2 protein-coding genes (1 of these 2 only partly in view) are annotated in these 26,243 nt (G+C 67.9%); both read right to left on the bottom strand.

Annotated elements, in window-relative coordinates; translation table 11 throughout:
• Nucleotides 1-15,171 carry the 5' portion of a non-ribosomal peptide synthase/polyketide synthase gene (locus tag AC57B5_RS28440; RefSeq protein WP_496400753.1) on the bottom strand. 1,929 nt of this gene lie to the left of the window's left edge, so the window shows 15,171 of its 17,100 coding nt (coding positions 1-15,171); its start codon is at nt 15,169-15,171; its stop codon lies off the left edge, out of view.
• Nucleotides 15,171-26,243, bottom strand: coding sequence for an amino acid adenylation domain-containing protein (locus AC57B5_RS28435; RefSeq protein WP_496400752.1), 11,073 nt, complete (start codon nt 26,241-26,243; stop codon nt 15,171-15,173). Before AC57B5_RS28435 ends, AC57B5_RS28440 begins: the two co-directional genes overlap by 1 nt.

Here is a 26,243-nt window from a genome sequence, read left to right as displayed (position 1 = left end):
CGTCCAGAGTTCGCCGTCCCTCAGCACCAGGCTGGCTCCCACGCACAGGGGCGTCAGCCAGCGCTCATGGGCACCGTCGAACGAGAAGGACATGAAGTGCAGCTCGCAAGATGCGGGCGTCATCCCATAGATTTGCGCCGTGGCCAGGCAGTGCATGGCCAACGGGCCGTGGGACACTGCCACGCCCTTGGGAAGCCCGGTGGAGCCTGACGTATAGATCACGTAGGCCAGATGATCGGCGTCGCAGCGCGGCGCCAAGCCGTGCGCCTCCAGCTGGCCATTGGGCACGTCTTCCATGCGCAGTGTCGGCACTTGTAGCGCGGCCAGCCGGGGCAGCACGCTGCTCTGGCTGATCAGAAGCATGGCCTCACTGTCCTGGAGCATGAAGGCCAGCCGGTCGGAGGGATAGGCGATATCGAGCGGCACATAGGCACCACCCGCCTTGAGCACGGCCAGCAAGGCAACCACCATGTCCATGGAGCGCTCCAGCGCCACCCCGACCACCTTGTCGGGTCCCACACCCAGCTCCACCAGATGGCGTGCCAGGCGATTGGCCTGTGCGTCGAGCTGTGCATAGCTCATGTGCGCATCGCCCATCCGCAAGGCGATGGCCTCGGGCCGCGCGCTCGCCTGCTGCGCGATCAGCGCATGCACCGTGCTGCGCGGTCCCTGGGGAGCCAGCGGTTCGAAGCGGCCCAGTGCCAGCATGCCGGCATGCTGCGAAGCGCCCAGCCACCCCATCTGCCCCAGGGGCTGGTCCGCATCCAGAACCAACAGTTGGTGCAGCAAATGCTCGACCAGCTGCCGCATGTCCGCCACACGGGCCTCGTCGAAGGACTGGCGCGCGTAGCAGTATTCGATTTCCAGCACCTCACCCACGGTGACCTGCAAATCCATGGCGTAGCCGGTCAGGCCGCTGCCGGCCACGGCACCGAATTCCAGCCCGAACTGGTCCAGGCGCTTCATGGTCTGGTCCATCGGATGGTTCTCGAAAACGATGATGCTGTCGAACAAGGGCCGACCTGCGGATCCTGCCCAGCGCTGTATGTCGGCCAGTGCCGAATGCTCGAACTCCCGGGCTCGCAAATTGCCGGACTGAACCGCGCGCAGATATTCACCGATGGATACGCCTGCGCGCACCGATACGGCGATCGGAATGGTGTTGATGAACAGGCCCAGCATCTGCTCGGCGCCCTCCAGGCTTGCAGGCCTGCCGGCCACCGTGGCGCCGAAGACGACCTGCCGGCTGCCGGCCTGCCGCTGCAACACCAGCGACCAAACGGCCTGCACCAGGGTGTTCATGGTCACGCGCTCGCGCTGGGCCAGGCGCACGAGGGCGGCTGTCCGCTGCGCATCCAGCCGCGTGAAAAGCTTGGCATAGCCGTCGTTGCCGGTGCGCTGCTGGGGGTCGGCCAGCAGAACCGGCCCCTCGAGCCCGGCCAGCTCCCCTTGCCAGAAGGCCTTGGCAGCCTCGGCATCCTGCCGCTGCAGCCAGCGCAGGAAGTCCCCGTAGGCGGGAGGCTGTGCGGGCAGTTGCTCGCCCGCATAGCTCTGCAGCCATTCACCCCAGAGCCGCGAATCGCTCCAGCCGTCCGAGAGGATGTGGTGCTGGGTCCACAGCAGCCGGTAACCCGTGTCCGAGATGCGGATCAGGTGGATGCGGACCAGCGGCGGAGCCAGCCAGTCGGTCTCCCTGCGCAACTCCTCCCTGCCCAGGCGGTCCGCGCGCTCGACCGCATCATCAAGCCCACGCCAGTCATGCTGCACGAACTTTGCCGTTGCCTGGCGCAGCACCACCTGCAGCGGTCGCTGGATGCCAGCCTGCCAGACAAAGGCTGTGCGCAGCATGGCGTGACGCTGCACCATGGCCGACCAGGCGCGGGCCAGGCGCTCGGCATCGACCCCGGACAGGTCCACCCCGAGCTGGTTGACATACAGCCCGGTTCCCGGCGCCTCCATGGCATGGAAGAACATGCCTTCCTGCGTCGGGGTGAGCGGATAGACATCCTCCACATCGTCCTGGGCGAACGGCAGGCCCGCCAGGACCTGTGCATCGAAAAAGTCCACCAGACGGCCACGCTGCCCGGCCGATGTGGCCACGGCCACCGCCGCACCCTGGTCCGCACGTTCTGCCACGGCCGCAAGTTCGGCCACCGTCTGTCGCTCAAACAATTGCCGGGGCGTGATGCGCCAGCCAGCACGGTACGTCCGGCTCACGATCTGCAGGCTCAGGATGGAATCGCCGCCCAGCATGAAGAAGTTGTCGCTGCGGCCCACGCGCTCCACGCCCAGCACCTCGGCCCAGATGCCTGCCAGCATCTGCTCCACCTCGCCCTGCGGCGCTTCATAGACCTGTGCACCCGCCAGTTCGGGCTCGGGCAAGGCCTTGCGGTCCACCTTGCCATTGGCCGTCAACGGCAGGGCATCGAGTACCACGATGGCCGAAGGCACCATGTAGTCAGGCAGCCCCTGACCCAGCCGCTCCTTGAGCAGCCCATCTTCGACTTCCTCGTTCAGCGAGACATAGGCCACCAGGCGCGCCCCGCCCGGCCCCTGGCTGGCCAGCACGACGGCCTCACGCACCTCCGGCTGCGCCAGCAGCTGGGCCTGCACTTCGCCCAGCTCGATGCGGAAGCCCCGGATCTTGACCTGCTGATCGACCCGGCCCAGGTATTCGAGCTCGCCCTGCGCGTTCCAGCGCACCAGGTCGCCCGTGCGGTACAGCCTGCTGCCATCGTCCGTGAAGGGGTTGGCGATGAAGCGCTCCGCGCTCAGGCCTTGCCGGTTCAGGTAGCCACGCGCCAGGCCCGCGCCCGCAACGAACAGCTCGCCCGCCACGCCTTGCGGCAGCAGGTTCAGACTGCCGTCCAGCACGTACAGGCCCAGGTCCGGAATGGCAGTTCCCACGGGACTGCGGCCACCATCCAAATCTGTCTTGGTGATCTCCCGGTACGTCACATGCACCGTGGTCTCGGTGATGCCGTACATGTTGATGAGTCGGGGGCTTTCGTCCCCGAAGCGATCGAACCAAGGCCTCAGGCTCTCGGGCTCCAGCGCCTCGCCGCCAAAGACCACATGGCGCAGCGACAGGCCGGAGCCGCCCTCCTCATCCTGCTCCACCGCATGGACCAGTTGGCCAAACGCCGAAGGCGTTTGATTGAGAACCGTGACGCGTTCCGCACGCAGCAAGGCCAGGAAGTCCTGGGGCGAGCGGCTGACCCAGTACGGCACCACCACGAGCCGGCCACCCGTGCACAGCGCACCAAAGATCTCCCAGACCGAGAAGTCGAAGGCGTAGGAGTGGAACAGGGTCCAGACATCGTCAGGCCCAAAGCCGAACCAGGCCTCGGTGGCAGCGAGCAACCGTGCCACGTTGCGGTGGCTCAGCTGCGCGCCCTTGGGGCGGCCCGTGGAGCCCGAGGTGTAGATCACGTAGGCCAGGCTGTCGGCCGAGACCTGCACCTGCGGATCGGCATCCGATTCGGCCGACAGGTCCAGCGTATCGACCTCCAGAATCTGCAAGCGGTCTGCGCCCGGAATGCGCGTACGCACTGCAGCCTGCGTCAGCACCAGGGCAATGCCGCTGTCCTCCACCATGTGCGCCAGCCGGTCGGCCGGGTAGTCCGGGTCCAGCGGCACATAGGCGCCACCGGCCTTGAGGATGGCCAGCAGGCCGACCACCATCTCCACCGAGCGCGACATGGCAATGCCCACGCGCGACTCGGGGCGCACGCCCAGGGCGATCAGGCGGTGGGCCAGGCGGTTGGCCTGGGCGTTGAGTTCGCCGTAGCTGAGGCTTTGTGCTTCGAATACCAGGGCCTTCGCCCCAGGCCGCACACGCGCCTGTTCTTCGATCGCGTGCTGCAGCGGCACGGCATGCGCAAGGCATGGCTGCCTGCTGCCGCAGCGCTCAAGCGCCGTCCGCTCCGTCTCACCCAGAATCTGCAGCGCCCCTGCATTGCTGTGTGGAGCCCGCTCCAGCGCCCCGACGACCGCCTGGATGGCGGCCCCCATGTAGCTGCACAGCCGCTGGGAACCAATGGACTCGCTGGCCTGCATCACGATGCCGAAGCCCTCGCCCAGATCATCGATCGATACCGTTACCGGGTAGTTGGTGCGCTCCTGTCCACCCAGTGCCGTGAGGCCTTCCCATGCGCTGGAAGTCCCGTCATCCTGAACCAGATAACGGTAGTTGAGCAGAGTGGAGAACAGCGGCGTGCCTCCCTCCAGCGCACTGCAGCGCTGCGCCAGCGACAGCGTCGCGTGCTCATGGTGCATCAGCCCCGACAACCCCTCATGCGTCTGGCGCAGGCACTCCTGCACGCTGCGCTCTCCCAGCCGTACGCGCAGCGGCAAGGTGTTGATGAACATGCCCAGCGCACGCTCCACCCCTTCACCGCCCTGCATGCGCCCGAACAGCACCGTGCCGAACACCACGTCGTCCCTGCCCGTGGTCCGGCCCAGCACCAGCGACCAGGCCAGATGGAACAGGCTGGCCGCGCTCACGCCCTGGCGCTGCGCCGCAAGGCGCACGGCGCGTGCCAGCCCCGCATCCAGCACATGGCGCGCCTCCTGCACCCCGCTGCCGTCACCCTGCACGTCCAGCAGGCCGAAAGGCGCCGTGGGCTCATCCACATCGCCCAGCATGGCGCGAAAGAACTCTTCGTGCTCCCTGGCGCTCACCCCCAGCCGTGCCTGCGCCACGAAGCGCCTGAACGGCAGCGGCTGGGGCAGCGCATGCTCGCGCCCCTGACGGATCAGACCAATCTCCTCGACGATGCGCTCCAGCGTCGTGTGGTCCAGCACCAGATGGTGGGTCAGCAGCTGCAGCAGCCAGCGGCCCTGCGGCGCATCCTGCGCCGCCACGGCGCGGATCATCGGTGCCTTGCGCACTTCGATGCGCTGCACGCGCGGGTCCAGCCGCTCGTGCAACTGCGCCGCCGCATCGGCGCCAGCCTGCACCTCCACCCATTCAGCAACCACCTGCGCCTTGCGCCAGACCACCTGCACGGGCTCGGCCAATCCCTCCCAGAGCACAGCCGTGCGCAGGATGTCGTGCCTTGCGATCACCTGGTTGAGGCTGTCCACAAAGCCTTGCAGCCGCTCGCGCGTATCGAAGCTCAGCAGGTTGGGCGTGGCGTAGGCATCGCCCTGCTGGTGCAGCATGTGGTGGAAAAGAATGCCTTCCTGCAGCGGTGCCAGCGGGTAGATGTCCTGGATGTTGGCTGCACCACCGGGCACGGCTGCGGCGATCCGTGCAATCTCCTGGGCGTCCAGCGCCACCAGGGTCAGCATGGCCGGGGTGATGGCCGTGCAGTCTTCGGGAATGCCGTTGGGCGGCACCTGCACCTCGGGTCGAGCATCGGCCTGTTCGCCACCAAGGGCCTGCGCAAAGTCGGTCAGCCTGGGCTGAAGGAACAGGCTGCGCACCTGGGCCGCCAGCCCCCTGGCGCGCATGCGTTCGAGCAGCTTCAGGGCCAGCAACGAATGACCACCCAGTTCGAAAAAGCTGTCGTTGCGTCCCACGCGCTCCACGCCCAGCACTTCGGCCCAGATGCCTGCCAGCATCTGCTCCACCTCGCCCTGCGGCGCCTCGTATTCCTGTGCCCCCGCCGTCTCCGGCTCGGGCAGCGCCTTGCGGTCCACCTTGCCATTGGCCGTCAGCGGCAGGGCATCCAGCACCACGATGGCCGAAGGCACCATGTAGTCGGGCAGTACCTGGCCCAGGCGCTCCTTGAGCAGCCCGTCTTCGACTTCCTCGTTCAGCGAGACATAGGCCACCAGGCGCGCCCCGCCCGGCCCCTGGCTGGCCAGCACGACGGCCTCACGCACCTCCGGCTGCGCCAGCAGCTGGGCCTGCACTTCGCCCAGCTCGATGCGGAAGCCCCGGATCTTGACCTGCTGGTCGGCCCGGCCCAGGTATTCGAGCTCGCCCTGTGCGTTCCAGCGCACCAGGTCGCCGGTGCGGTACAGGCGCTCGCCTGCCTCGCTGAACGGGTTGGCAATGAAGCGCTCTGCGCTCAGCCCGGCACGGTTCAGGTAGCCGCGTGCCAGCCCTTCGCCCGCCACGAACAACTCTCCGGCCACGCCCTGCGGCAGCAGGTCCAGGCCGCCATCGAGCACATACAGGCCCAGGTCGGGAATGGCCACTCCCACGGGGCTGCGTCCGCCTTGAAGGTCAGCCCTGGTGATCTCCCGGTACGTCACATGCACCGTGGTCTCGGTGATTCCGTACATGTTGATGAGTCGGGGGCTTTCGTCCCCGAAGCGATCGAACCAAGGCCTCAGGCTCTCGGGCTCCAGCGCCTCGCCGCCAAAGACCACATGGCGCAGCGACAGGCCGGAGCCGCCCTCCTCATCCTGCTCCACCGCATGGACCAGTTGGCCAAACGCCGAAGGCGTCTGGTTGAGCACCGTGACGCGCTCGGCACGCAACAGCGCCAGGAAGTCCTGGGGCGAGCGGCTGACCCAGTACGGCACCACCACGAGCCGGCCACCCGTGCACAGCGCACCAAAGATCTCCCAGACCGAGAAGTCGAAGGCGTAGGAGTGGAACAGCGTCCAGACGTCGTCGGGGCCGAAGCCGAACCAGGCATCGGTGGCAGCGAGCAGCCGCGCCACGTTGCGGTGGCTCAGTTGCGCGCCCTTGGGGCGGCCCGTGGAGCCCGAGGTGTAGATCACATAGGCCAGGCTGTCGGCCGAGACCTGCACCTGCGGATCGGCATCCGATTCGGCCGACAGGTCCAGCGTATCGACCTCCAGAATCTGCAAGTGGTCTGCGCCCGGAATGCGCGTACGCACTGCAGCCTGCGTCAGCACCAGGGCAATGCCGCTGTCCTCCACCATGTGCGCCAGCCGGTCGGCCGGATAGTCCGGATCCAGCGGCACATAGGCGCCACCGGCCTTGAGGATGGCCAGCAGGCCGACCACCATCTCCACCGAGCGCGACATGGCAATGCCCACGCGCGACTCGGGGCGCACGCCCAGGACGATCAGGCGATGGGCCAGGCGGTTGGCCTGGGCGTTGAGTTCGCCATAGCTGAGGCTTTGTGCTCCGCAACCCAGAGCGGGCGCATGGGCCTGCCGGCGCGCATGCTGCTCGATGCGGCAGTGCAGGGGATGGCTGGCGGGGAAATGCCCTGATGCCTGGCCGCTGCCCAGCAACTGCTGCGTTTGCGCGACGCCCAGTACGTCCAGCCGGCCCAGAACGGCCTGCGCATTCTGCTCCAGCGCCCCAACGATGCTTTCGATAGCCGCGTCCATATAGACGCACAGCCGCTGGGCACCAATGGACTCGCTGGCCTGCATCACGATGCCGAAGCCCTCGCCCAGATCGTCGATCGATACCGTCACCGGGTAGTTGGTGCGTTCCTCGCCACCCAGGACCGTGAGGCCTTCCCAGGTTCTGGCGGCGGTGTCCACGTCCTGCGCCGCGCTGTAGCGGTAGTTGAGCAGGGTGGAGAACAGCGGCGTGCCTCCCTCCAGCGCACTGCAGCGCTGCGCCAGCGACAGCGTCGCGTGCTCATGGTGCATCAGCCCCGACAAACCCTCATGTGTCTGGCGCAGGCACTCCTGCACGCTGCGCTCTCCCAGCCGTATGCGTAGCGGCAAGGTGTTGATGAACATGCCCAGCGCACGCTCCACCCCCTCGCCACCCTGCATGCGCCCGAACAGCACCGTGCCGAACACCACGTCGTCCCTGCCCGTGGTCCGGCCCAGCACCAGCGACCAGGCCAGATGGAACAGGCTGGCCGCGCTCACGCCCTGGCGCTGCGCCGCAAGGCGCACGGCGCGTGCCAGCCCCGCATCCAGCACATGGCGCGCCTCCTGCACCCCGCTGCCGTCACCCTGCACGTCCAACAGGCCGAACGGCGCCGTGGGCTCATCCACATCGCCCAGCATGGCGCGAAAGAACTCTTCGTGCTCCCTGGCGCTCACCCCCAGCCGTGCCTGGGCCACGAAGCGCCTGAACGGCAGCGGCCGGGGCAGCGCATGCTCGCGCCCCTGGCGGATCAGACCAATCTCCTCGACGATGCGCTCCAGCGTCGTGTGGTCCAGCACCAGATGGTGCGTCAGCAGCTGCAGCAGCCAGCGGCCCTGGGGCGCATCCTGCGCCGCCACGGCGCGGATCATCGGTGCCTTGCGCACTTCGATGCGCTGCACGCGCGGATCCAGCCGCTCGTACACTTGCGCCGCCGCATCGGCGCCAGCCTGCACCTCCAGCCACTCGGCCTGGACCTGCGCCTTGCGCCAGACCACCTGCACGGGCTCGGCCAATCCCTCCCAGAGCACGGCCGTGCGCAGGATGTCGTGCCTTGCGATCACCTGGTTGAGGCTGTCCACGAAGCCTTCCAGCCGCTCGCGCGTATCGAAGCTCAGCAGGTTGGGCGTGGCATAGGCATCGCCTTGCTGGTGCAGCATGTGGTGGAAAAGAATGCCTTCCTGCAGCGGTGCCAGCGGGTAGATGTCCTGGATGTTGGCTGCACCACCGGGCACGGCTGCGACGATCCGTGCAATCTCCTGCGCGTCCAGCGCCACCAGGGTCAGCATGGCGGGGGTGATTGCCGTGCAGTCTTCGGGAATGCCGTTGGGTGGGATGTTCAGCGCCGGTTCCTGCTGTTCCTGGTCCTCGCGCAGTGCCTGCGCAAGATCCGCAAGCCCTGGGTGCTGGAACAACGTGCGCACCTGTGTCGCCCAGCCCTGGGCGCGCAGCCGCTCCAGCAGTTTCAGCGCCAGCAAGGAGTGCCCGCCCAGCTCAAAGAAATGATCTTGCCGGCCCACGCGCTCCACGCCCAACACCTCGGCCCAGATGCGTGCCAGCATCTGCTCCACCTCACCTTGCGGCGCTTCGTAGACCTGCGCACCGGTCAGTTCGGACTCGGGCAAGGCCTTGCGGTCCACCTTGCCGTTGGCCGTCAAGGGCAGGCTTTCGAGCACCGTGAGAGTGCCGGGCACCATGTAGTCGGGCAGGATTCGGCCCAGGCGCATGCGCAGTTCTGCCGCATTGCAGGCCACTGCATCGTGCAGGGAGACATAGCCGGCCAGTTGCATGCCGGCGGGCCCGCGCCGTGCCACCACCACCGACTCCCTGACTTCGGGCTGAGCCAGCAACTGCGCCTCGATCTCGCCCAGTTCGATGCGAAAGCCCCGGATCTTGACCTGATGGTCGATGCGGCCCAGATATTCGAGCTGCCCCTCATCGTTCCAGCGCACCAGATCGCCAGTGCGGTACAGGCGGCCTCCCGCGCCGTCGAAAGGATCGGCCACAAAGCGCTCCGAGCTCAGTCCTGGCCGGCCCAGATAGCCGGCCGCCAGCGCCTCTCCGCCCAGATACAGCTCGCCGGCCACGCCCGTCGGCGCCAGCGCAAGGTCCTGGGTCAGCACCAGGGCCCGGGTATCGCTGATGGGACGGCCTATGGGAACCTGGCTGCGGCCATCGTCGCGGCAGGTCCAATGCGTCACGTGGATGGCCGCCTCGGTGGGACCGTAGAGGTTTTGCAGGCTGACGCCGCGCAAGCGGGTCAAGGCCTCGCGCTGTGTCTCCGCCGGCATGGCCTCGCCGCCACAGATCACGTAGCGCAGCCGGGTTTCCTCCTCAATGCCTTCGTGGGCCAGAAAGGCCTGCAGCATGGGGGGCACGAAATTGAGCGTGGTGATCTGGTGCTTGCGTATCAGGTCGACGATGCGCTCGGGATCGCGGTGGTCGCCGGGCCTTGCCAGGACCAGGCGCACGCCGGCTGTCAGTGGCCAGAAGATTTCCCAAGCGGAAACGTCGAAGCCAAAAGCCGCCTTGTGCAGTACCGCGTCGTCCGGCCCCAGGCCGTAGTGGTCCTGCATCCATGCCATGCAGTTGGCCAGGGCCGCATGCCGGTTGGCTGCGCCCTTGGGTCTTCCCGTGGAGCCCGAGGTGTAGATCACATAGGCCAGGTTGTGCCCATGCAACTTCACGTCCGGCGCCTGTGCCGATTCGGCCGAGAGGTCCAGGCCGTCGAGTTCGACTACACGCAATGCCTCCGCAAACGGCAAGGTCCCTCGTGTATGGCTCTGTGTCAGCACAAGCGCTATGCCGCTGTCCTGCGCCATGTAGGCCAGGCGTTCGGGCGGGTACTCGGTATCCAGCGGCACATAGGCGCCGCCGGCCTTGAGGATGGCCAGTATGCCCACCACCATGTCGATGCAGCGCTCCACGGCAATGCCCACGCGCACCTCGGGACCGACGCCCAGACCGATCAGCCGGTGTGCCAGGCGATTGGCGCGCCAGTCCAGCTCGGCGCGGCTGAGCACTTCTCCGTCATGGACCAGGGCCACGGCTTGCGGCTGCTCGCTGACGCGCCGCTCGAACTCGCGGTGCACGGGCAAGGCCTGGGCATGGCGCTGCCCGTTGATGCTCCATTGCAGCAACTGCTGCGTCTCGCCAGGCGGCAGCAGCGGTATCTGCGCGATCGGCTGGGCAGGATGCTCGGCAAGCGCCTGCGCCAGGCCGGCAAGGGCCTGGTGCATGTAGCCGCAAATTCGCTGGGCGCCCACCGAGCGCAGCACATGGGCGATCAGGGTGAAGTCGTCACCCGTATCGTTCACCGAAAGGCCCACGGGGAAGTTCGTACGCTCCCGGCTGTGCAGTATCTCCATGCCGTTCCAGGTCTGCGCAGCCGCTTCGTCATGGGCCTGCGCATGCCGGTAGTTCAGCAAGGCCGTGAACAGCGGCGCGCCGCCGCGCAGCCCGCTGCAGCCCTGGGCCAGCGGCAGACTGGCATGTTCGTGGTGCAACAGGTCGGTCAGTGCGTCCTGTGTGTCGCGCAGGCATTCGGCCACGCTGCGCCGGCCCAGGCGCACACGCAATGGCAAGGTATTGATGAACATGCCCAGCGCACGCGCAACGCCCTGCCCTGCCTGCATGCGGCCAAACAGCACGGTGCCGAACACGACATCGTCACGAGCGCTTGTCCTGGCAACGACCAGGGCCCAGGCGAGGTGGAACACGGCGGCCGCACTCACGCCATGCCGCTGCGCCAGACGGCGCAGCCGCACTGCCAGCTCCGCATCCAGCGTTTGCCGGGCCTCGTCCACGAGGGAGCCGTCGCCCTGGATATCAAGCAGGTTGAAAGGTGCCGTCGGCTCCTGCACATCGCCCAGCATGGCGCGGAAGAAGGCCTCGTGTTCAGCCGTGCCGACGCCGGCTTGCGCATGGGCGACAAAGCGCCTGAACGGCAGCGGCGCAGGCAGTTCCTGCACCCTCCCCTGCTGGATCAGGGCGATTTCGCCCACAACCAGCTTGAGCGTGGTGTTGTCGTCCACCATGTGGTGCGCGAGGATCTGCAGCAGCCAGCGCTGCCGGGCGGCATCATGAGCCGCCACCAGGTGGATCAGGGGCGCCTGGCGCAAATCGATGCGGTATCCCTCGGCGGCATCTTCCAGCCTCGCTTCCGGATCCTGCGCGGGCGCGCCGCTGGCTGGCTCCGCGAGCCAGGAGATCTGCAGCCTGGCCTCGCGGCAAACGACCTGCACCGGGGTCTCCAGGCCTTCCCAGAAGACTGCCGTGCGCAGGATGTCGTGGCGCGCAACCACGGTGTCGAAACTCTCGACGAAGCGCTCCAGGCGTTGGCGGCTGTCGAAGGCCAGGGTGTGGGAGGTGATGTAGGTGTCACCCTGGGACTGCAGCAGGTGGTGGAACAGAATGCCCTGCTGCAAGGGCGTCAGCGGGTAGATGTCCTGGATGTTGGCCGCCCCGCCGGGCACGGCGGCCTCGATGGCGCGCAATTGTGAGGGCGTTGTCCGGACCAGGGCAAGCATGTCGGGTTCGATTCGCTGGCAGCCTGCAGGAATGCCCATGCCGCCGGCATCCTCCCGCACGGCGCAGACCGCTGCCTCGGCCACTGGCTGCAGGGCCTGGACGAAATCGGCCAGCCGGGGCTTGTGGAACAGCGTGCGCACTTCCACGGCCCAACCTTGGTTGCGGACCTGTTCCAGCAGCTGTATCGCCAGCAGCGAGTGCCCGCCCAGTTCGAAAAAGCTGCTGTGCCGCCCGACGCGCTCCACGCCCAGCACCTCGGCCCATATCTTTGCGATGGCGGCCTCGGCGCCCTCCGCAGGCGCCTGGTATCCAAGGTCCTGGGGGGCATCGGGCTCGGGCAGGGCCTTGCGGTCGATCTTGCCGTTCGCATTCAGGGGCAGGCCCTCGGGCATGACGATGATGGCGGAAGGAACCATGTAGTCGGGCAAGCCCGCCTCCAGCCTCGCACGCAGCGCAGCCGGATCGGGTTCGCAGTCCCGGGCTGCGGACACGTAGGCGACCAACCGCTCACCCGCAGGTGATGGCCGAACCAGAACCACGGCTTCGTTCACCTCGGGCTGCGCGAGCAACTGGCCTTCGATCTCGCCCAGCTCGATGCGGAATCCGCGGATCTTCACCTGCTGGTCCATGCGGCCCAGATATTCCAGTTCTCCTTCGGCGCTCCAGCGCACCAGATCGCCGGTCCGGTAAAGACGACGGCCCTGCGCACCGAACGGATCGGCGATGAAGCGCTGCGCCGTCAGGTCCGCACGGCCGCCATAGCCCCGGGCCAGGCCCGCACCGGCCACGTAGAGTTCGCCGGCCACGCCCATGGGCGCCGGATTCAGGTCGGCATCGAGCACGCGCAGGCCGAGATCGGGAATGGGCAGGCCCACGGCGCTGCGCCCACGGTCCAGGTCCGCCCGCGTGATCGGCCGGTAGGTCACATGCACCGTGGTCTCGGTGATGCCGTACATGTTGATCAGCCTGGGGCTCTGGTCGCCGAAAAGGTCGAACCAGGGCTTCAGCGTTGCCGGCTCCAGCGCCTCGCCGCCAAAAATCACACAGCGCAGCGACAGGCCTTCGCCACGATGCAGCGCCGGGCTGTGCATGATTTGCCCGAAGGCCGAAGGTGTTTGATTGAGAACCGTTACGTTCTCCGCACGCAGCAAAGCCAGGAATTCCTGGGGCGAGCGGCTGACCCAGTACGGCACCACCACCAGGCGCCCGCCCGTGCACAGCGCGCCAAAGATCTCCCAGACCGAGAAGTCGAAGGCGTAGGAGTGGAACAGCGTCCAGACATCGTCAGGCCCGAAGCCGAACCAGGCCTCGGTGGCGTCCAGCAGCCGCGCCACGTTGCGGTGGCTCAGCTGCGCGCCCTTGGGGCGGCCCGTGGAGCCGGAGGTGTAGATCACATAGGCCAGGCCGTCTGCATGCAGGGCTAGGGCCGGATCGAGATCGGACTCCCCCTCCAGATCCAGCCCATCGATGGCCAGCATCACCATGCCGCTGCGCTGCGGGCAAGCCGGGGCCAGCGCCTGCTGTGTCAGCAGCAGCGAGATATCGCTGTCCTGCAACATATGGGCCAGCCGGTCGGCCGGATACCGGGGATCCAGCGGAACATAGGCACCGCCGGCCTTGAGGATGGCCAGCAGGCCAACCACCATGTCGAGCGAACGCTCGACCATCAATCCGACCTTGGCCTCAACCACCAGGCCACACGCAATGAGGTGGTGTGCCAGGCGGTTGGCGCGCGCATTGAGTTCGGCGTAGCTCAACGCCTGCCCTTCGCAGGTCACGGCAACGGCCGCGCCGTGCCGCCGCGCCTGGTCCTCTATCAGATGGTGAATCAGCGACTGCCCGCCGGCAGCCGGCGCACGGTCCAGGTCGTGTCCCATGCCCCGGGCCTGCAGCAATTGCCGCTCGGCAGGGTCCAGCAGCGGGACCTCGCCAAGGGCCAGGGCCAAATCGCCGGACAGGGCTTCGAGCAGCGCCACATAGTGGCCGGCCATTCTGCGCATGGTTTCTGGCTCGAACAGCTCTCGTGCATAGATCAGGGTCAGCCGCATCTGCCCGGAGCCGTCCAGCCCGATGTCCAACGTCAGTTCGAACTGCGCAGCCTGGTCGCCGATCTCGCAGGCCTCAAGCCCAAGCCCCGGCAGGTTTGCAAGAGAGGCCGCCTGCGCCTGCTGGAAGTTCAGCATCACCTGGAACAGCGGGCTGTGTCCGCTGCCGCGTTCCGGCTGTAGAGACTCCACGAGCACATCGAACGGCAGGTCCTGATGGTCCTGGGCCTGCAGCGTGGTGCGCACTGCCTGGTCCAGCAATTCGCCCAGAGTGGTGCGGCCGTCGAGGCGGCCGCGCAAGACCTGGGTGTTCGCGAAGTAGCCGACCACCTGCTCGGTCTCCACGCGGTTGCGGTTGGCATTGGGCACACCGACACGAATGTCGGACTCGCCGGTATGGCGATGCAGCAGCGCCTGGAAGCCTGCCAGCAAGGCCATGAACAGCGATGCGCCACGGGACTGCGCAGCCGCCTGCAGGCGCCGGGTCAGTGGCTCGTCGGCAAGCACCGTGCAACGTGCTGCGGTGTAGCGGCCATCGGCGCGCCGCGCATGGTCGGTCTGCAGTTGCAGCACCGGATGCGTGTCGCCGAGCTGGCCCCGCCAATAGGCCAGCTGGCGCTCGTTCTCCCCGGCCTCCAGCCACTGCCGCTGCCAGTTGGCGTAGTCGACATAGGTGATGGGAGCCGCCTCCAGCACAGGCGCTTCGCCGCGCGACATCGCGTCATAGGCCTGCAGGAACTCCTTGAGCAGCACCCGCATGGACCAGCCGTCAGACACGATGTGGTGCATCACCACCACCAGCACATGCTCGCGCGCATGCCGGCGCACCACGGCAGCTCGCAACAGCGGTTGCCGGGCCAGGTCGAACGGCTGCCGGTTGACTGCGGCCACCGCCTCGTCCACCAAGGCATCGCGCCGGTCGTCATCACATCCGCTCAGATCGATCAGCGGAATGTCCAGGGCCAGGCCGGGCGCAACCCGCTGCTCCACGCCTGCCGGACCGCCGGCGGTGAAGACGGTGCGCAGCGCGGCATGGCGATCCACCAGCAGCTGAAAGCATGCGCGCAACGTCTGCAGATCCAGCTCACCCAGCAGCCGCGTGGCCTGCGCGATGTGATAGGCCGAACTCGTGGCATCGAGCTGCCACAGAAACCACTGCCGGCGCTGCGCGTAGGACAGGGCACTGCATTCCTGGACCGCAGCCTCGCACGCCAGAATGGGGAACTGCCCAATCCGCATGCCTTCGGCACTGATCTTCTGATAGACCATGCGGCGCTGCTCTGGCGGCAATTGGGCGAAACGCTCGGCAATGCGGCGTGTCGAGATTTCGTTCATCAAAGGCTCCCCTCGATACTGTCTATAAAGGAATCAATGTCTGCCAAGGCCTGCTTGGCATCCGTGGCTGCAGCAACAGGCCGCAGACATGCGGCCATGTCGCTGAGCACCGGGTTCTGGAAAACGTCGCGTATCTCCATGTCGCCTTGCATGGCGCCCTGGACGCGGGCCACCAGCTGCACGGCCAGCAACGAATGACCGCCCATGGCAAAGAAGCTGTCGTTGCGGCCCACCTTCTCGACGCCCAGCAGCTGGGTCCAGATGCCGGCCAGCATCTGCTCGGCCTCCGTGCTCGGCGCCTCGTAGACCTGCTGCGCCTCGAACTCCACGGCGGGCAGCCGGCGGCGGTCCACCTTTCCATTCACGTTCAGAGGCAAGGCCTCTAGCACGCCTATGCCCGAAGGCAGCATGTAGTCGGGCAGCAGCTCGCCCAGCCTCTGGCGCAGCTGCGCCGCGTCGATGCACGTGTCCGCAGCGGCCACCACATAGGCAAGCAGTCTTGCCCCCTCAGGGTCTGGCCGGGCCACGACGACGGCCTCGCGCACTTCGGGCTGGGCCAGCAGTTGGGCCTCGATCTCGCCGAGTTCGATGCGAAAGCCCCGCACCTTGACCTGATGGTCCATGCGGCTCAGATACTGCAGCCTGCCCGGAGCCGTCCAGCGCACCAGATCCCCGGTGCGGTACAGCCGCTCGCCGGCATCCCTGAATGGGTCCGCAACAAAGCGCTCCGCACTCAGACCCGGACGGTCGGAATAGCCGCGCGCCAGGCCGGCGCCCCCGATGTAGAGTTCGCCGGTCACGCCTTCTGGCACAGGACGCAAGCCTGCATCCAGCACCAGCAGACGCGTGTCGGCGATGGCATGGCCCACCTCGGGGACGGCCTGTTGCACGACAGGCTGGGCGCTGGACCAGATGGTGGTTTCCGTGGGCCCATACATGTTCCACAGCTCCACACCAAGCGTCTGCAGTTCCTGCGCCAGGTCCTCATGCAGCGCTTCGCCGCCACACAGGCCTTTGAGGCGCATTGGAGGTCTGGCAGGCCAGCCCGCCGCAAGCAGCAAGCGCCAGCCGGCCGGCGTCGACTGCAGCACCGTGGTGCCGCTGGCCTCCACAAGCCGTGCCAGGGCCTGGCCGTCGCGCACCGCCGAACGTGGAGCCAGCACTATCTGTGCGCCGCAGGACAGGGGCAGATAGAGTTCGAGCGCTGCGATATCGAAGGACAGCGAGGTCACGGCCAAAAGCACATCGTCGGCCTGCATGCCAGGGCGGGACTGCATGCTCAGGATGAACTGGGACAGTGCCGCGTGCCGCACCATCACGCCCTTGGGCTTGCCTGTTGATCCCGAGGTGTAGATCACATAGGCCAGTTGTTCGGCATGCAGGGCCAGACCGAGATCGGCATCGGATTCGGTGTTCAGATCCAGGCCGTCGAGCGCCATCACGGCAACATCGGGACCCAGCCCCGCAAAATGCGGCCGCAGATGCCCGTGCACCAGCAGCAGGCCCAGACCGCTGTCCTGCGCCATGGCCAGCAGACGTTGCGCGGGATGCTCGGGGTCCATCGGCACATAGGCTGCGCCCGCCTTGAGCACGGCCAGCACGCCCAGGACCATGTCGGCGTTGCGCTCCACGCACAGGCCGACCCGGACACCCGGCCGCAGACCCTGCCGCACCAGATGGCGGGCCAAGCGGTTGGCGCGGGCGTTGAGCGTGCCGTAGTCAAGGCGTACATCACCGCAGACCAAGGCCGGGGCACGGGGACGCAGCCGGGCCTGGCGCTCCATGAGTTCGTGCACGGGCAGCGGATGCGCATGGCGCTCGGTGTTGGAGCCGGCATCGAGCAGCCCGGCCCATTCGTCGGCCGGCATGGTCTTGATTTCGCAGGCGGCCATATCGGGACGCTCGGCCAGCGCCGAGGTGATTTCATGCAGGACCTGGAGCAGCACGGCATGCACGCGCGCTGCGCCTATCGCCTTGATGACCTGCACGGCCAGGGAGAAGCCTTGGCCGAGATCGTCGACGCCTACCGTGGCCGGGTAGTTGGTGCGGTCCCTGGACCCCAGCGACTCCATGCCCTCCCAATGGTGCTCGGCACGCACGCCCTCGGTGCGGCTGTAGCGGTAGTTCAGCAGCGAGGAGAACAGGGCCACGTCGCCAGGCAGGCTGCTGCAGCGCTGGGCCAGGGCAAGGCTGGCATGTTCATGGTGCAGCAGGGAAGCCAGCGTACCGTGGGTATCCATCAGGCAGCATCGCAGGCTGCGCGACCCCAGGCGCACGCGCATGGGCAAGGTATTGATGAACAGGCCCAGGGAGCGGTGCGCGCCCTGCCCGCTGTCCATGCGGCCAAACAGCACGGTTCCGAAGACCACGTCGTCCTTGCCCGTCAACTGCGCAAGCGTCTGGGCCCAGGCCAAGTGGAACAGCGTGGCCGAACTCACGCCGTGCCGCTGCGACTGCAGGCGCACGGCCGCAGCGAGCCCGTCCTCCAGCGAAGCGCGCACTTCCTCGACATCGCGGCCGTCGCCCAGGACATCGGACATGCCCAACAGCGTGGTCGGCTCGTCAACGTCGCCCAGCATGTCGCTGAAGAAGGCTTCATGCTCGGACTCGGCGATGCCATGCCGTGCATGGGCGACAAAGTTCCTGAAAGGCACCGGCTCAGGCAAGTCGCCATGGCGGCCCTGCTGGATCAGCGCGATCTCGTCCATCGCCAGATCCAGCGTCGCATGGTCGAGCACGATGTGGTGGCTGGCGAAGACCAGCAGCCATCGTCTGGCAGGCACGTCATGGGCCGCGAATGCCTCGATCAAGGGCGCCTGCCTCACATCGATGCGGAAGTCACCGCCATGGATATGGTTCTTCAGGCCTTGCAGCAGGTCGCCGGACGGTTCAGCCAGCTGCGCGCACTCATCGTCCTGCATCCAGTGCAGCTTCAGTTGCGCCCGCCTGCAAACGAGCTGGACCGGCTCCCTCAAGCCCTCCCACACAATGGCCGTTCTCAGCACGTCATGGCGGGCGATGACCTGGTCCAGATCGTGGATGAATCCCTCGAGAAGTTCCCGGCTGCGAAAGCCCAGCGCATGCGAAACGATGTAGACATCGCCGCGCGGCTGCAGCAGATGGTGGAAGAAGATGCCTTCCTGCAGCGGGGCCAGCGGGTAAATGTCCTGGATGTTGGGCGCGCCCCCGGGGACCTGGGATTCGATGGTGCGGATCTCCTGCGCGTTTAGCGCCACCAGGCCGAGCATGTCGGGCTGCAGCGCGCTGCAGTCCTGTGGAATCAGGTTCTCGGGAATGACGAACCGGCGCCTCGCCCCCTGCTGCTGCACGGCATGGGCAAAGCCGGCCAGCACAGGGTTCTGGAACAGCATGCGCGCCTGCGCGTCCATGCCCTGCGCTCGCAGGTTTTCCAACAAGCGCAGCGCCAACAGAGAATGTCCTCCCAGCTCGAAGAAGTTGTCGCTGCGCCCCACCCGCTCCACACCCAGAATGTCCTCCCAGATGCGTGCGATGGCGCTTTCGAGAGCCCCCTGGGGCGGCTCATAGCCCTCCCTCGGCAGGTCTGCAGGCTCGGGCAGCCGGTGTCTGTCGACCTTTCCATTCGCATTCAGCGGCAGGGCATCGAGCACCACGATGCGGCCCGGCACCATGTAGTCGGGCAATGACTGCGCCAGCTTCTGCCTCAGCGCGTCCGCGCCGCACCCTGCGTCTTCAGACAGCGAGACATAGGCCACAAGCTGCACGGCCGCCCCGGCCCGCCGCGCCACAACCACCGCCTCCCTGACATCGACACAGGCAGAGAGCCTGGCCTCCACCTCCCCCAGTTCCACGCGGTGGCCGCGGATCTTCACCTGATGGTCGAGGCGCCCCAGATATTCGAGCTGGCCTGCGGCATTCCATCGCACCAGGTCACCAGTGCGATACAGGCGACCGCCTGCACCGTCGAAGGGGTCGGCCACAAATTTGTCGGCCGTCATGGCGGGCCTGCGGAAGTAGCCCCGTGCAAGAACGGTGGACGCGATGTGCAGCTCTCCAGGCATGCCCTGGGGTACCGGACGCAGCTGGCCGTCCAGCACATACAGCTGGGCCTGGGAAGCCGCACGGCCAATCGGCGGAAGCTCCGCGGCGTTGCAGGGATCGACGATGAAATCGCTCACCACATGGGATTCCGTGGGGCCGTAGTGATTGACCAGGCGGCATTGCGGATGCCTGTCCAACCAGTCGAGCAAGGGCCGCGTGAGCTTGAGCTGTTCGCCGGCCGTGATGATTTCCTGGATATGGCCCAGGGACTCGCCGCGCGCCAGCGCGGCTTCGGCAAACAGTTGCAGAACGGCGAACGGCAAATAGAGCCTCTCGACCGCCTGGCGCGCCACGAGATCAAGCAGCAGCGAGAAGTCATGGCGGTCGTCACCGCAGGTCTGGACCAGGGTAGCGCCCGAACTCAGGCCGCAGATGATTTCCTGCACGCTCACATCGAAGCATGGCGACGCGAACAGCAGGGTGCGAAATGCGCCCGGCAGGCGCTGCATCTGCCAGGCCGCCAGTTGCGAAACCACCCTGTGCGGCACGGCCGTGCCCTTTGGGCGGCCCGTGGAGCCAGAGGTATAGATCAGATACGCCAGGCTGTCCCCATGGATGGTCCGCTGCGGCGCGTGATCGGGCTCGGAGCTGAACGCCAGGACATCGATGGACAGGCGGCGCAGCGATGGCGCGGCAGGGATGCGGTCTTGCAGCGCACTCTGGGTGAGCAGCAGCGCAATGCCGCTGTCTTCGATCATGTAGGCCAGACGCTCCTGGGGATAGTCCGGGTCCAGCGGCACATAGACGCCGCCGGCCTTGAGCACGGCCAACATGCCGATGACCGTGTCGGCCGACCGCTCCGTGGCCACGCCGACTCTTGTATCTGGCCCCACGCCCAGCCCGATCAGGCCATGCGCCAAGCGGTTGGCGCGCTGGTGCAGCTGCGCATAGCTGAGGCGGAGGTCTCCGAATACCAGGGCCTCGGCATCCGGCTGCCTTCGTGCCTGCTCGTCCAGCAGCCGGCAGATGTCTCCGGACCCCGGCGGGGCCTGCCCCGGCGCACCCAAATCCCTCAGTGCACGCAGCTGCTCCTGCGGCACGGGATCCAGCGCTCCCAGGCTTTCGGCACCCGGCGCCGTGAGGGCCTGCAGAATCTGTTCGAGGCGGGCTGCGATCTGGGCCACCGCAGCATCGCCAATCCTGTCTTTCGCATAGCCGTAGCCGATGGACAGCCGGCTCCCCTGGTTCACCACCAGGGTCAGCGGATAGTGCGTCTCGTCCCGGCTCGACAGATCGCCCAGGACCAGGCCGTCCTGCCCCTTCTGCCTCAAGGCCTCATCCACGGGATAGTTCTCGAACACCACGATGCTGTCGAACAGGTCCTGTCCCGGACAGGCGGCCAGTTGCTGTATTTCGTGCAGGGGAATGGCCTCGTGTTCCCGCGCCTGCACATTGCACGACTGCACGGCGCGCAGCCAATCGCCGATGCAGCAGCTCTCGTTCACCTCCAGGACGATGGGCAGAGTGTTGATGAACAGTCCCAGGATTTCCTCGGCGCCGGCCAGATCCGCAGGCCGGCCCGACACCGTCACGCCGAACACTACGGTCGTCTGCCTCAGGCAATGCGCCAGGGTCAGGCCCCAGGCTGCCTGAACCAGGGTGTTCAGGGTCACGCGCTCGGCGCGCGCAAAGGCGGCCAGCCTAGCCGTCGCTGCGGCATCCAGCAACGTCGTCCGTTCGCCATAGCCGGAAACGGCATCACCTGCCAGCGCATCGGACAGTCGTGTCGGAACGGCAATCGCGGCCATTCGCTGCTGCCAATAGCTTCGCGCGGCGGTCCAGTCCCTGCGGCCCAGCCAGCGGATATAGCTGCCGTACTGCGCCGCCGGTGCAGGCACGGCGGCGCCGCCATAGTGGCCCATGACTTCACTCAGCAGGCGGGCCGTGCTCCAGCCATCGAGCAGCAGGTGGTGGCGGGTCCAGATGAAATGAAAGCTGTCCGGCCCCAGTTGCACCAGGCACAGCCGCATCAGAGGCGGTGCGGCAAAGTCGAAGCCGCGTTCGCGCTCCTGCCTGGCCAGATCATCGAGATCCGTGGCAGCGCCCCCGGGACCTTCGCGCCAGTCCAGCTGCACCAGGGGCAGTTGCGCCTTGCGCGCCACCCACTGCAGCAGGCCTTGCGTGTCCTGGAAGAATCCGGTGCGCAGCACATCGTGCCTGTCACAGGCGCCCTCCCATGCTGCCCGGAACCGCTGCGCATCAAGGCCGCGCATGTCCAGCCTCAACTGGTTGACATAGGCCGATCCCTGCTCCTGCGTGACGCTGTGGAAGAAGATGCCCGCCTGCAGCGGCGCCATCGGATACAGATCGGCAAGTTGCGCAGCAGGCAAAGGCAGACTGTCCAGCCGCTGCTGCGAGACCCCGGCCAGCGGGAAATCGCTGGGCGTCACGCCGCGCCCGCCGTCCACGCAGTGCGCGATCAGCGCCTGCAGCTCGCCCAGGAAGCTATCGGCCAGACCCTGCACCGTCGCCCCATCGTGCACGGCTGCGCTGTAGTGCCACTGCAGCACCAGCTCGCCGCGCTGTATGCAGGCCACCACTTCCAGCCAGGCGCGCCGCGACGATTGCGGTGCGCGCTGGCCGGTCACCGGCTCACGCGCCAGCCGCCAGCCCAGGCCACCGTCCAGCGCCTGGTCCAGCTGGCCCAGGTAGTTGAAGGTGAGCTGCGGCTGCAGCTTCGGCAGCTGCGTTCCTTGGGGGGCCAGATGGCGCAGCAGCCCGTAGCCCAGGCCCTTGCCGGGAACGGCGCGCAGCTGCTCCTTGATGGCCTTGAGGCTCGCGCCCGGCTCGGCGTCGGCACCCGGTCGCAGGCAGACCGGGTACAGCGTGGTGAACCAGCCCACGCTGCGGGCCAGGTCCATGTCCTCGCTCCAGGGCTCGCGCCCATGGCCTTCGAGTTCGACCAGCACGCTGTCGCGCCCGTCCCAGGCGCACAGCGTGCGTGCCAGAGCCGTCAGCAGCACGTCGTTGATCTGGGTGCGGTAGGCCGGCGGCACTTCGCTGAGCAATTGTTCGGTCAGGTCCTCGCCCAGCCTGCACTCCACCGTGACCGTGTCCGCGACGGTGTTGCTGCCTGCGGCGTGGCCGGGCAGCGGCGCGCCGGCCTGCGCCAGCGTATCGGTCCAATGGGCCAGTTCGGCCTGCGTTGCGGACTGTGCGGCGCGCGACTGCAGCGCTTGCGCCCATTCCCGCAAGGCGCTGGTGCGCGGGCCGAGATCGACAGCCTGGGCCTTGCCCAGCTGCGCATAGGCGGTCTGCAGGTCCTCGACCAGGATGCGCCAGGAGACGGCATCCACCACCAGATGGTGGGCGATCAGCAGCAGCCGGCCCGAGCGCGTGCCGCCCAGATCCAGCCACACGGCCTTGAATGGCCGCTCCAGGCTCAGCGTCGTCTGCAGCACTGCGGCGGCGCGCGCAATGGCCGCACCCGCGTCACGCTCGGCCGACAGGTCCTGGGTTTCGAACGGCGCCTGCGCGGGGGTGGCACCCACGCACTGCGTCCAGCGCCCGTTCTTGCAGGCGAAGCGCAGGCGCAGCGCCTCATGCTGGGTGACCACGGCATCGACCGCCGTGCGCAGGCGCGCCAGGTCCGGCACCTCGCCCAAAGTCAGCAGCACAGACTGGTTCCAGTGGTGGGGCTGCGCAAAGGCCTGTTCGAAGAACCAGTGCTGCACAGGCGTCAGGCCAAATGCTGCACCAGCTTCAGCGGCCGGGGCTGCCGGGGCGGTGGGCGCAGTTGGTGCGGCCGCCACGGCACCGCCCGTGGCTGCGGCCAGCGCGGCAATGGTCTGCTGCTCCATGAGCTGCCTGGGCGTGAGCTTGAGGCCGCGCTTGCGTGCGCGCGCCACGATCTGCAGCGCCAGGATGGAGTCGCCCCCCAGGCTGAAGAAGTTGTCATGGCGGCCGGGCGCCTCGGTGCGCAGCACCTGCGCCCAGATCTCGGCCAGCAGCTGCTCGGTGGCTCCCTGGGGCGCTTGGCCCCCGTCGGTGGCAGCCGTTGCCGCCTGCGGCACAGGAGCTGGCAGCGCGCGGCGGTCAAGCTTGCCGTTGGCCGTCAACGGCATGGCAGGCAGATCGACAAAGTGCGCTGGCAGCATGTAGTCGGCCAGCCGGGCGCCCAGCGCTGCACGCAGGCCGTCATGGTCGCCCGGCTGGTCCGGTTCGCGCACCAGATAGGCGCACAGCCGCAGCTGGCCGTCTTCGCCGGCCAGAGCCAGCACCTCGGCCTCGCGCACGGAAGGCTGCTCGCGCAGCGCCTGGGCAACTTCGCCGGGCTCCACACGGAAGCCACGGATCTTGACCTGGCCGTCGAGACGGCCCAGGAATTCGAGGCTGCCGTCGGCACGCTGACGCACCTGGTCGCCCGTGCGGTACAGGCGCAGGCCGGGCTCGAAGGGGCTGGCCACAAAGCGTTCCGCGCTGAGCGCAGGCCGGCCCTGGTAGCCGCGCGCCAGACCCGCTCCGCCAATGAACAACTCGCCCGGCAGGCCCGCAGGCACGGCCTGCAGCGCCGCATCCAGCACATGGGCCACGGTGCCGCCCAGCGGCACGCCCATGGGCAGGCTGGCGGCTGCACGGTCGGCCTGGTCTGCGGACTGGGTCAGCGTGCCCACCGTGGTCTCGGTGGGGCCGTAGTGGTTGAGCACGCGGCAAGCGGGCTGCAGCGCGGTGATGCGCTCCAGCAGCGCCCAGCCCGTCGCCTCGCCCCCCAGCACCAGGCAATGGCGTGGCAGAACCTGCGCGGGCCGGGCAGCGTTCAGCAGGGCCTGCAGATGGCTGGGCACGATCTTGAGCACATCGACCTGGTGCGTGTGCATGTAGTCCGCAAAGGCATCGGGATCGAAGGCGCGCTCAGGGGCCATCAGGTGCAGCAGGCGCCCAGAGCACAGCGCGCCGAACAGCACCGTATGCCCCAGGTCGGCGGCCACGGTGGACACCATGGCCATGCTGGAGGCGCTGGCCGGCAGGTCCAGCCGGGCCAGCACGCCCTGCACATAGTTGGCCAGCGCGCCGTGGCTGATCACCACGCCCTTGGGCTGGCCCGTGGAGCCCGAGGTGTAGATGAGGTAGGCGGCCTGATCGCGGTGGAGCGTGACGGGCTCCAGCGTGGTGGCTTCAGGCTCCATGTCGTCGGAAAGTGCCAGCGGCCAGACAGGAATCGCCGGCTGCCACACCACGGGCTGCGCCGCCAGCAGCAGGCGTGCACCACAGTCGTGCAGCTGGTAGGCCAGGCGCTCGGCCGGCAGCTCGGGGTCCAGCGGCACATGGACGCAGCCGGCCTTGAGCACGGCCAGCATGCCCAGCACCAGCTCGGGCGAACGCGGCGCCAGCACACCGATGCGGGTTTCCGGACCCAGGCCGTGCGCGCGCAGCTGCGCGGCCAGGCGGTTGGCCGCGCGGTCCAGCTGCAGGAAGGATGCGGTGCGCGCTTCGGCGCGCAGCGCCATGCCCAGGCCCTGGCGTTCAACAGCGGCATTCCACAGCGCAAGCACGGTTGCGGCCTGGGGAGCCTCGCCGCCGTCAGCCACGTCAACCGGGTCGGCCAGCGCAATGGCCGCCAGCGCGGCATCGGGCGCGGCCACCACCTGCCGGGCGCAGCGGGTCAGGCTGTCCGCGAAGACGGCGATGCGCTGCGCATCGAACAGGCCCGTGTCGTGGATGAACACGCATTCGATGCCCTCGGCCCGGTCGGTGAAATCCAGGCTCAGGTCGAAATGCGCCTGGCCTGCCGTCAGTGTCTGCATGCGCACGCGCACGCCGGCGGCACTGCGCTCGCGCTCCATGGCGTCCTGCTGCGTGCACTTGACCTGGAACAGCGGATGCACGCCCGGCAGGCGCTCGGGCGCCAGCGCCTCGACCAGCATGTCGAACGGCAGGTCGGCATGCTGCTGCGCATCCAGCACGGCCTGGCGCACCTGTTCGAGCAGTTCGCCAAAGCCCATCTGCGGTGCGGCATCGACCTGCAGCACCTGCAGGTTGAGCAGATAGCCGATCAGCCCATGCGTCTCGGTCTTGCCCCGGTTGGCAATGGGCGTGCCCACGCGGATGCGGCGCTGGCCGCTCAGGCGGTACAGCAACAGATCCAGCAAGGCCGTCATGGCCATGAACAGCGAGGCGCCGCGCGCCCGCGCCAGCGCGCGCACCGCATCGGACAGCTCGGCGGGCCAGACAAAGCGGTGCCGGCCCTCGGCCGCGCCGGTCACGGCGCCGCGCGCAAGGCTCAGGGGCAGCTCCAGCGGCGCGTGTTCCTGACCCAGGCGTTCGCGCCAGTAGCGCAGCTGGCGCTCGCGCTCGCCGCCGTCCAGGCGCTGGCGTTCCCAGGCCGCATAGTCGGCGAACTGGATGGGCATGGGTGCCAGTGCGGGGGGCTGCGCGCGCAAGCGGGCCTCGTAGCAGTGCAGCAGCTCGTCGACCAGGATGCGCAGCGACCAGCCGTCCGCCGCGATATGGTGCAGCGACAGCGCCAGCACATGGCGCTGCGCGTCCAGGCGGTACAGGCAGGCGCGCAGCGGCGCCTGGCGGTCAAGGGCGAAAGGCGTCTGCGCGAAGCCGGCCAATGCGTCTTCCAGCGCAGCCTGCGTTGGCATATCGACCACAGGCATTTGCAGCGACGTGGCCCCGTCCGGTTGCACCGCCTGCACCGCCTGCACCGCCTGGCCATCGTCGCCGGCCGTGATCCGCGTGCGCAGGATGTCGTGCCGCGCCACCAGATCGTCCAGCGCCGCAGCCATCGCCCCCGCGTCCAGCGGGCCTTCCATGTCCAGGCTGCCGGCCAGGTTGTAGGCCGGGCTGTCGGGCGCCAGCTGCCAGGTCAGCCAGAGGCTGCGCTGGGCATGGGACAGCAGGGCCGGGCTGGCCGGATCGCGGCGTGGAATGTCCTGGCCAGCGCGCACGGCCGGGCTGCCGCCGCCGCGCAGGCGGGCATCGAGCTGGGCACGCTGCTCGGGGCTGAGCCGGGCGCGCAGGGACTGAATATCTTGCGGTGCTGTCAT

The organism is Delftia sp. BGA-UO-ETr-SB1 (genome assembly GCF_059567865.1).
Note: the sequence above shows the minus strand (reverse complement) of the source record. Positions and strands in the feature narration are given on the sequence as shown.

Excerpts from the sequence above, each read along its gene's own strand:
- AC57B5_RS28435 (WP_496400752.1), bottom strand. The coding sequence starts at position 26,243 with ATGACAGCACCGCAAGATATTCAGTCCCTGCGCGCCCGGCTCAGCCCC.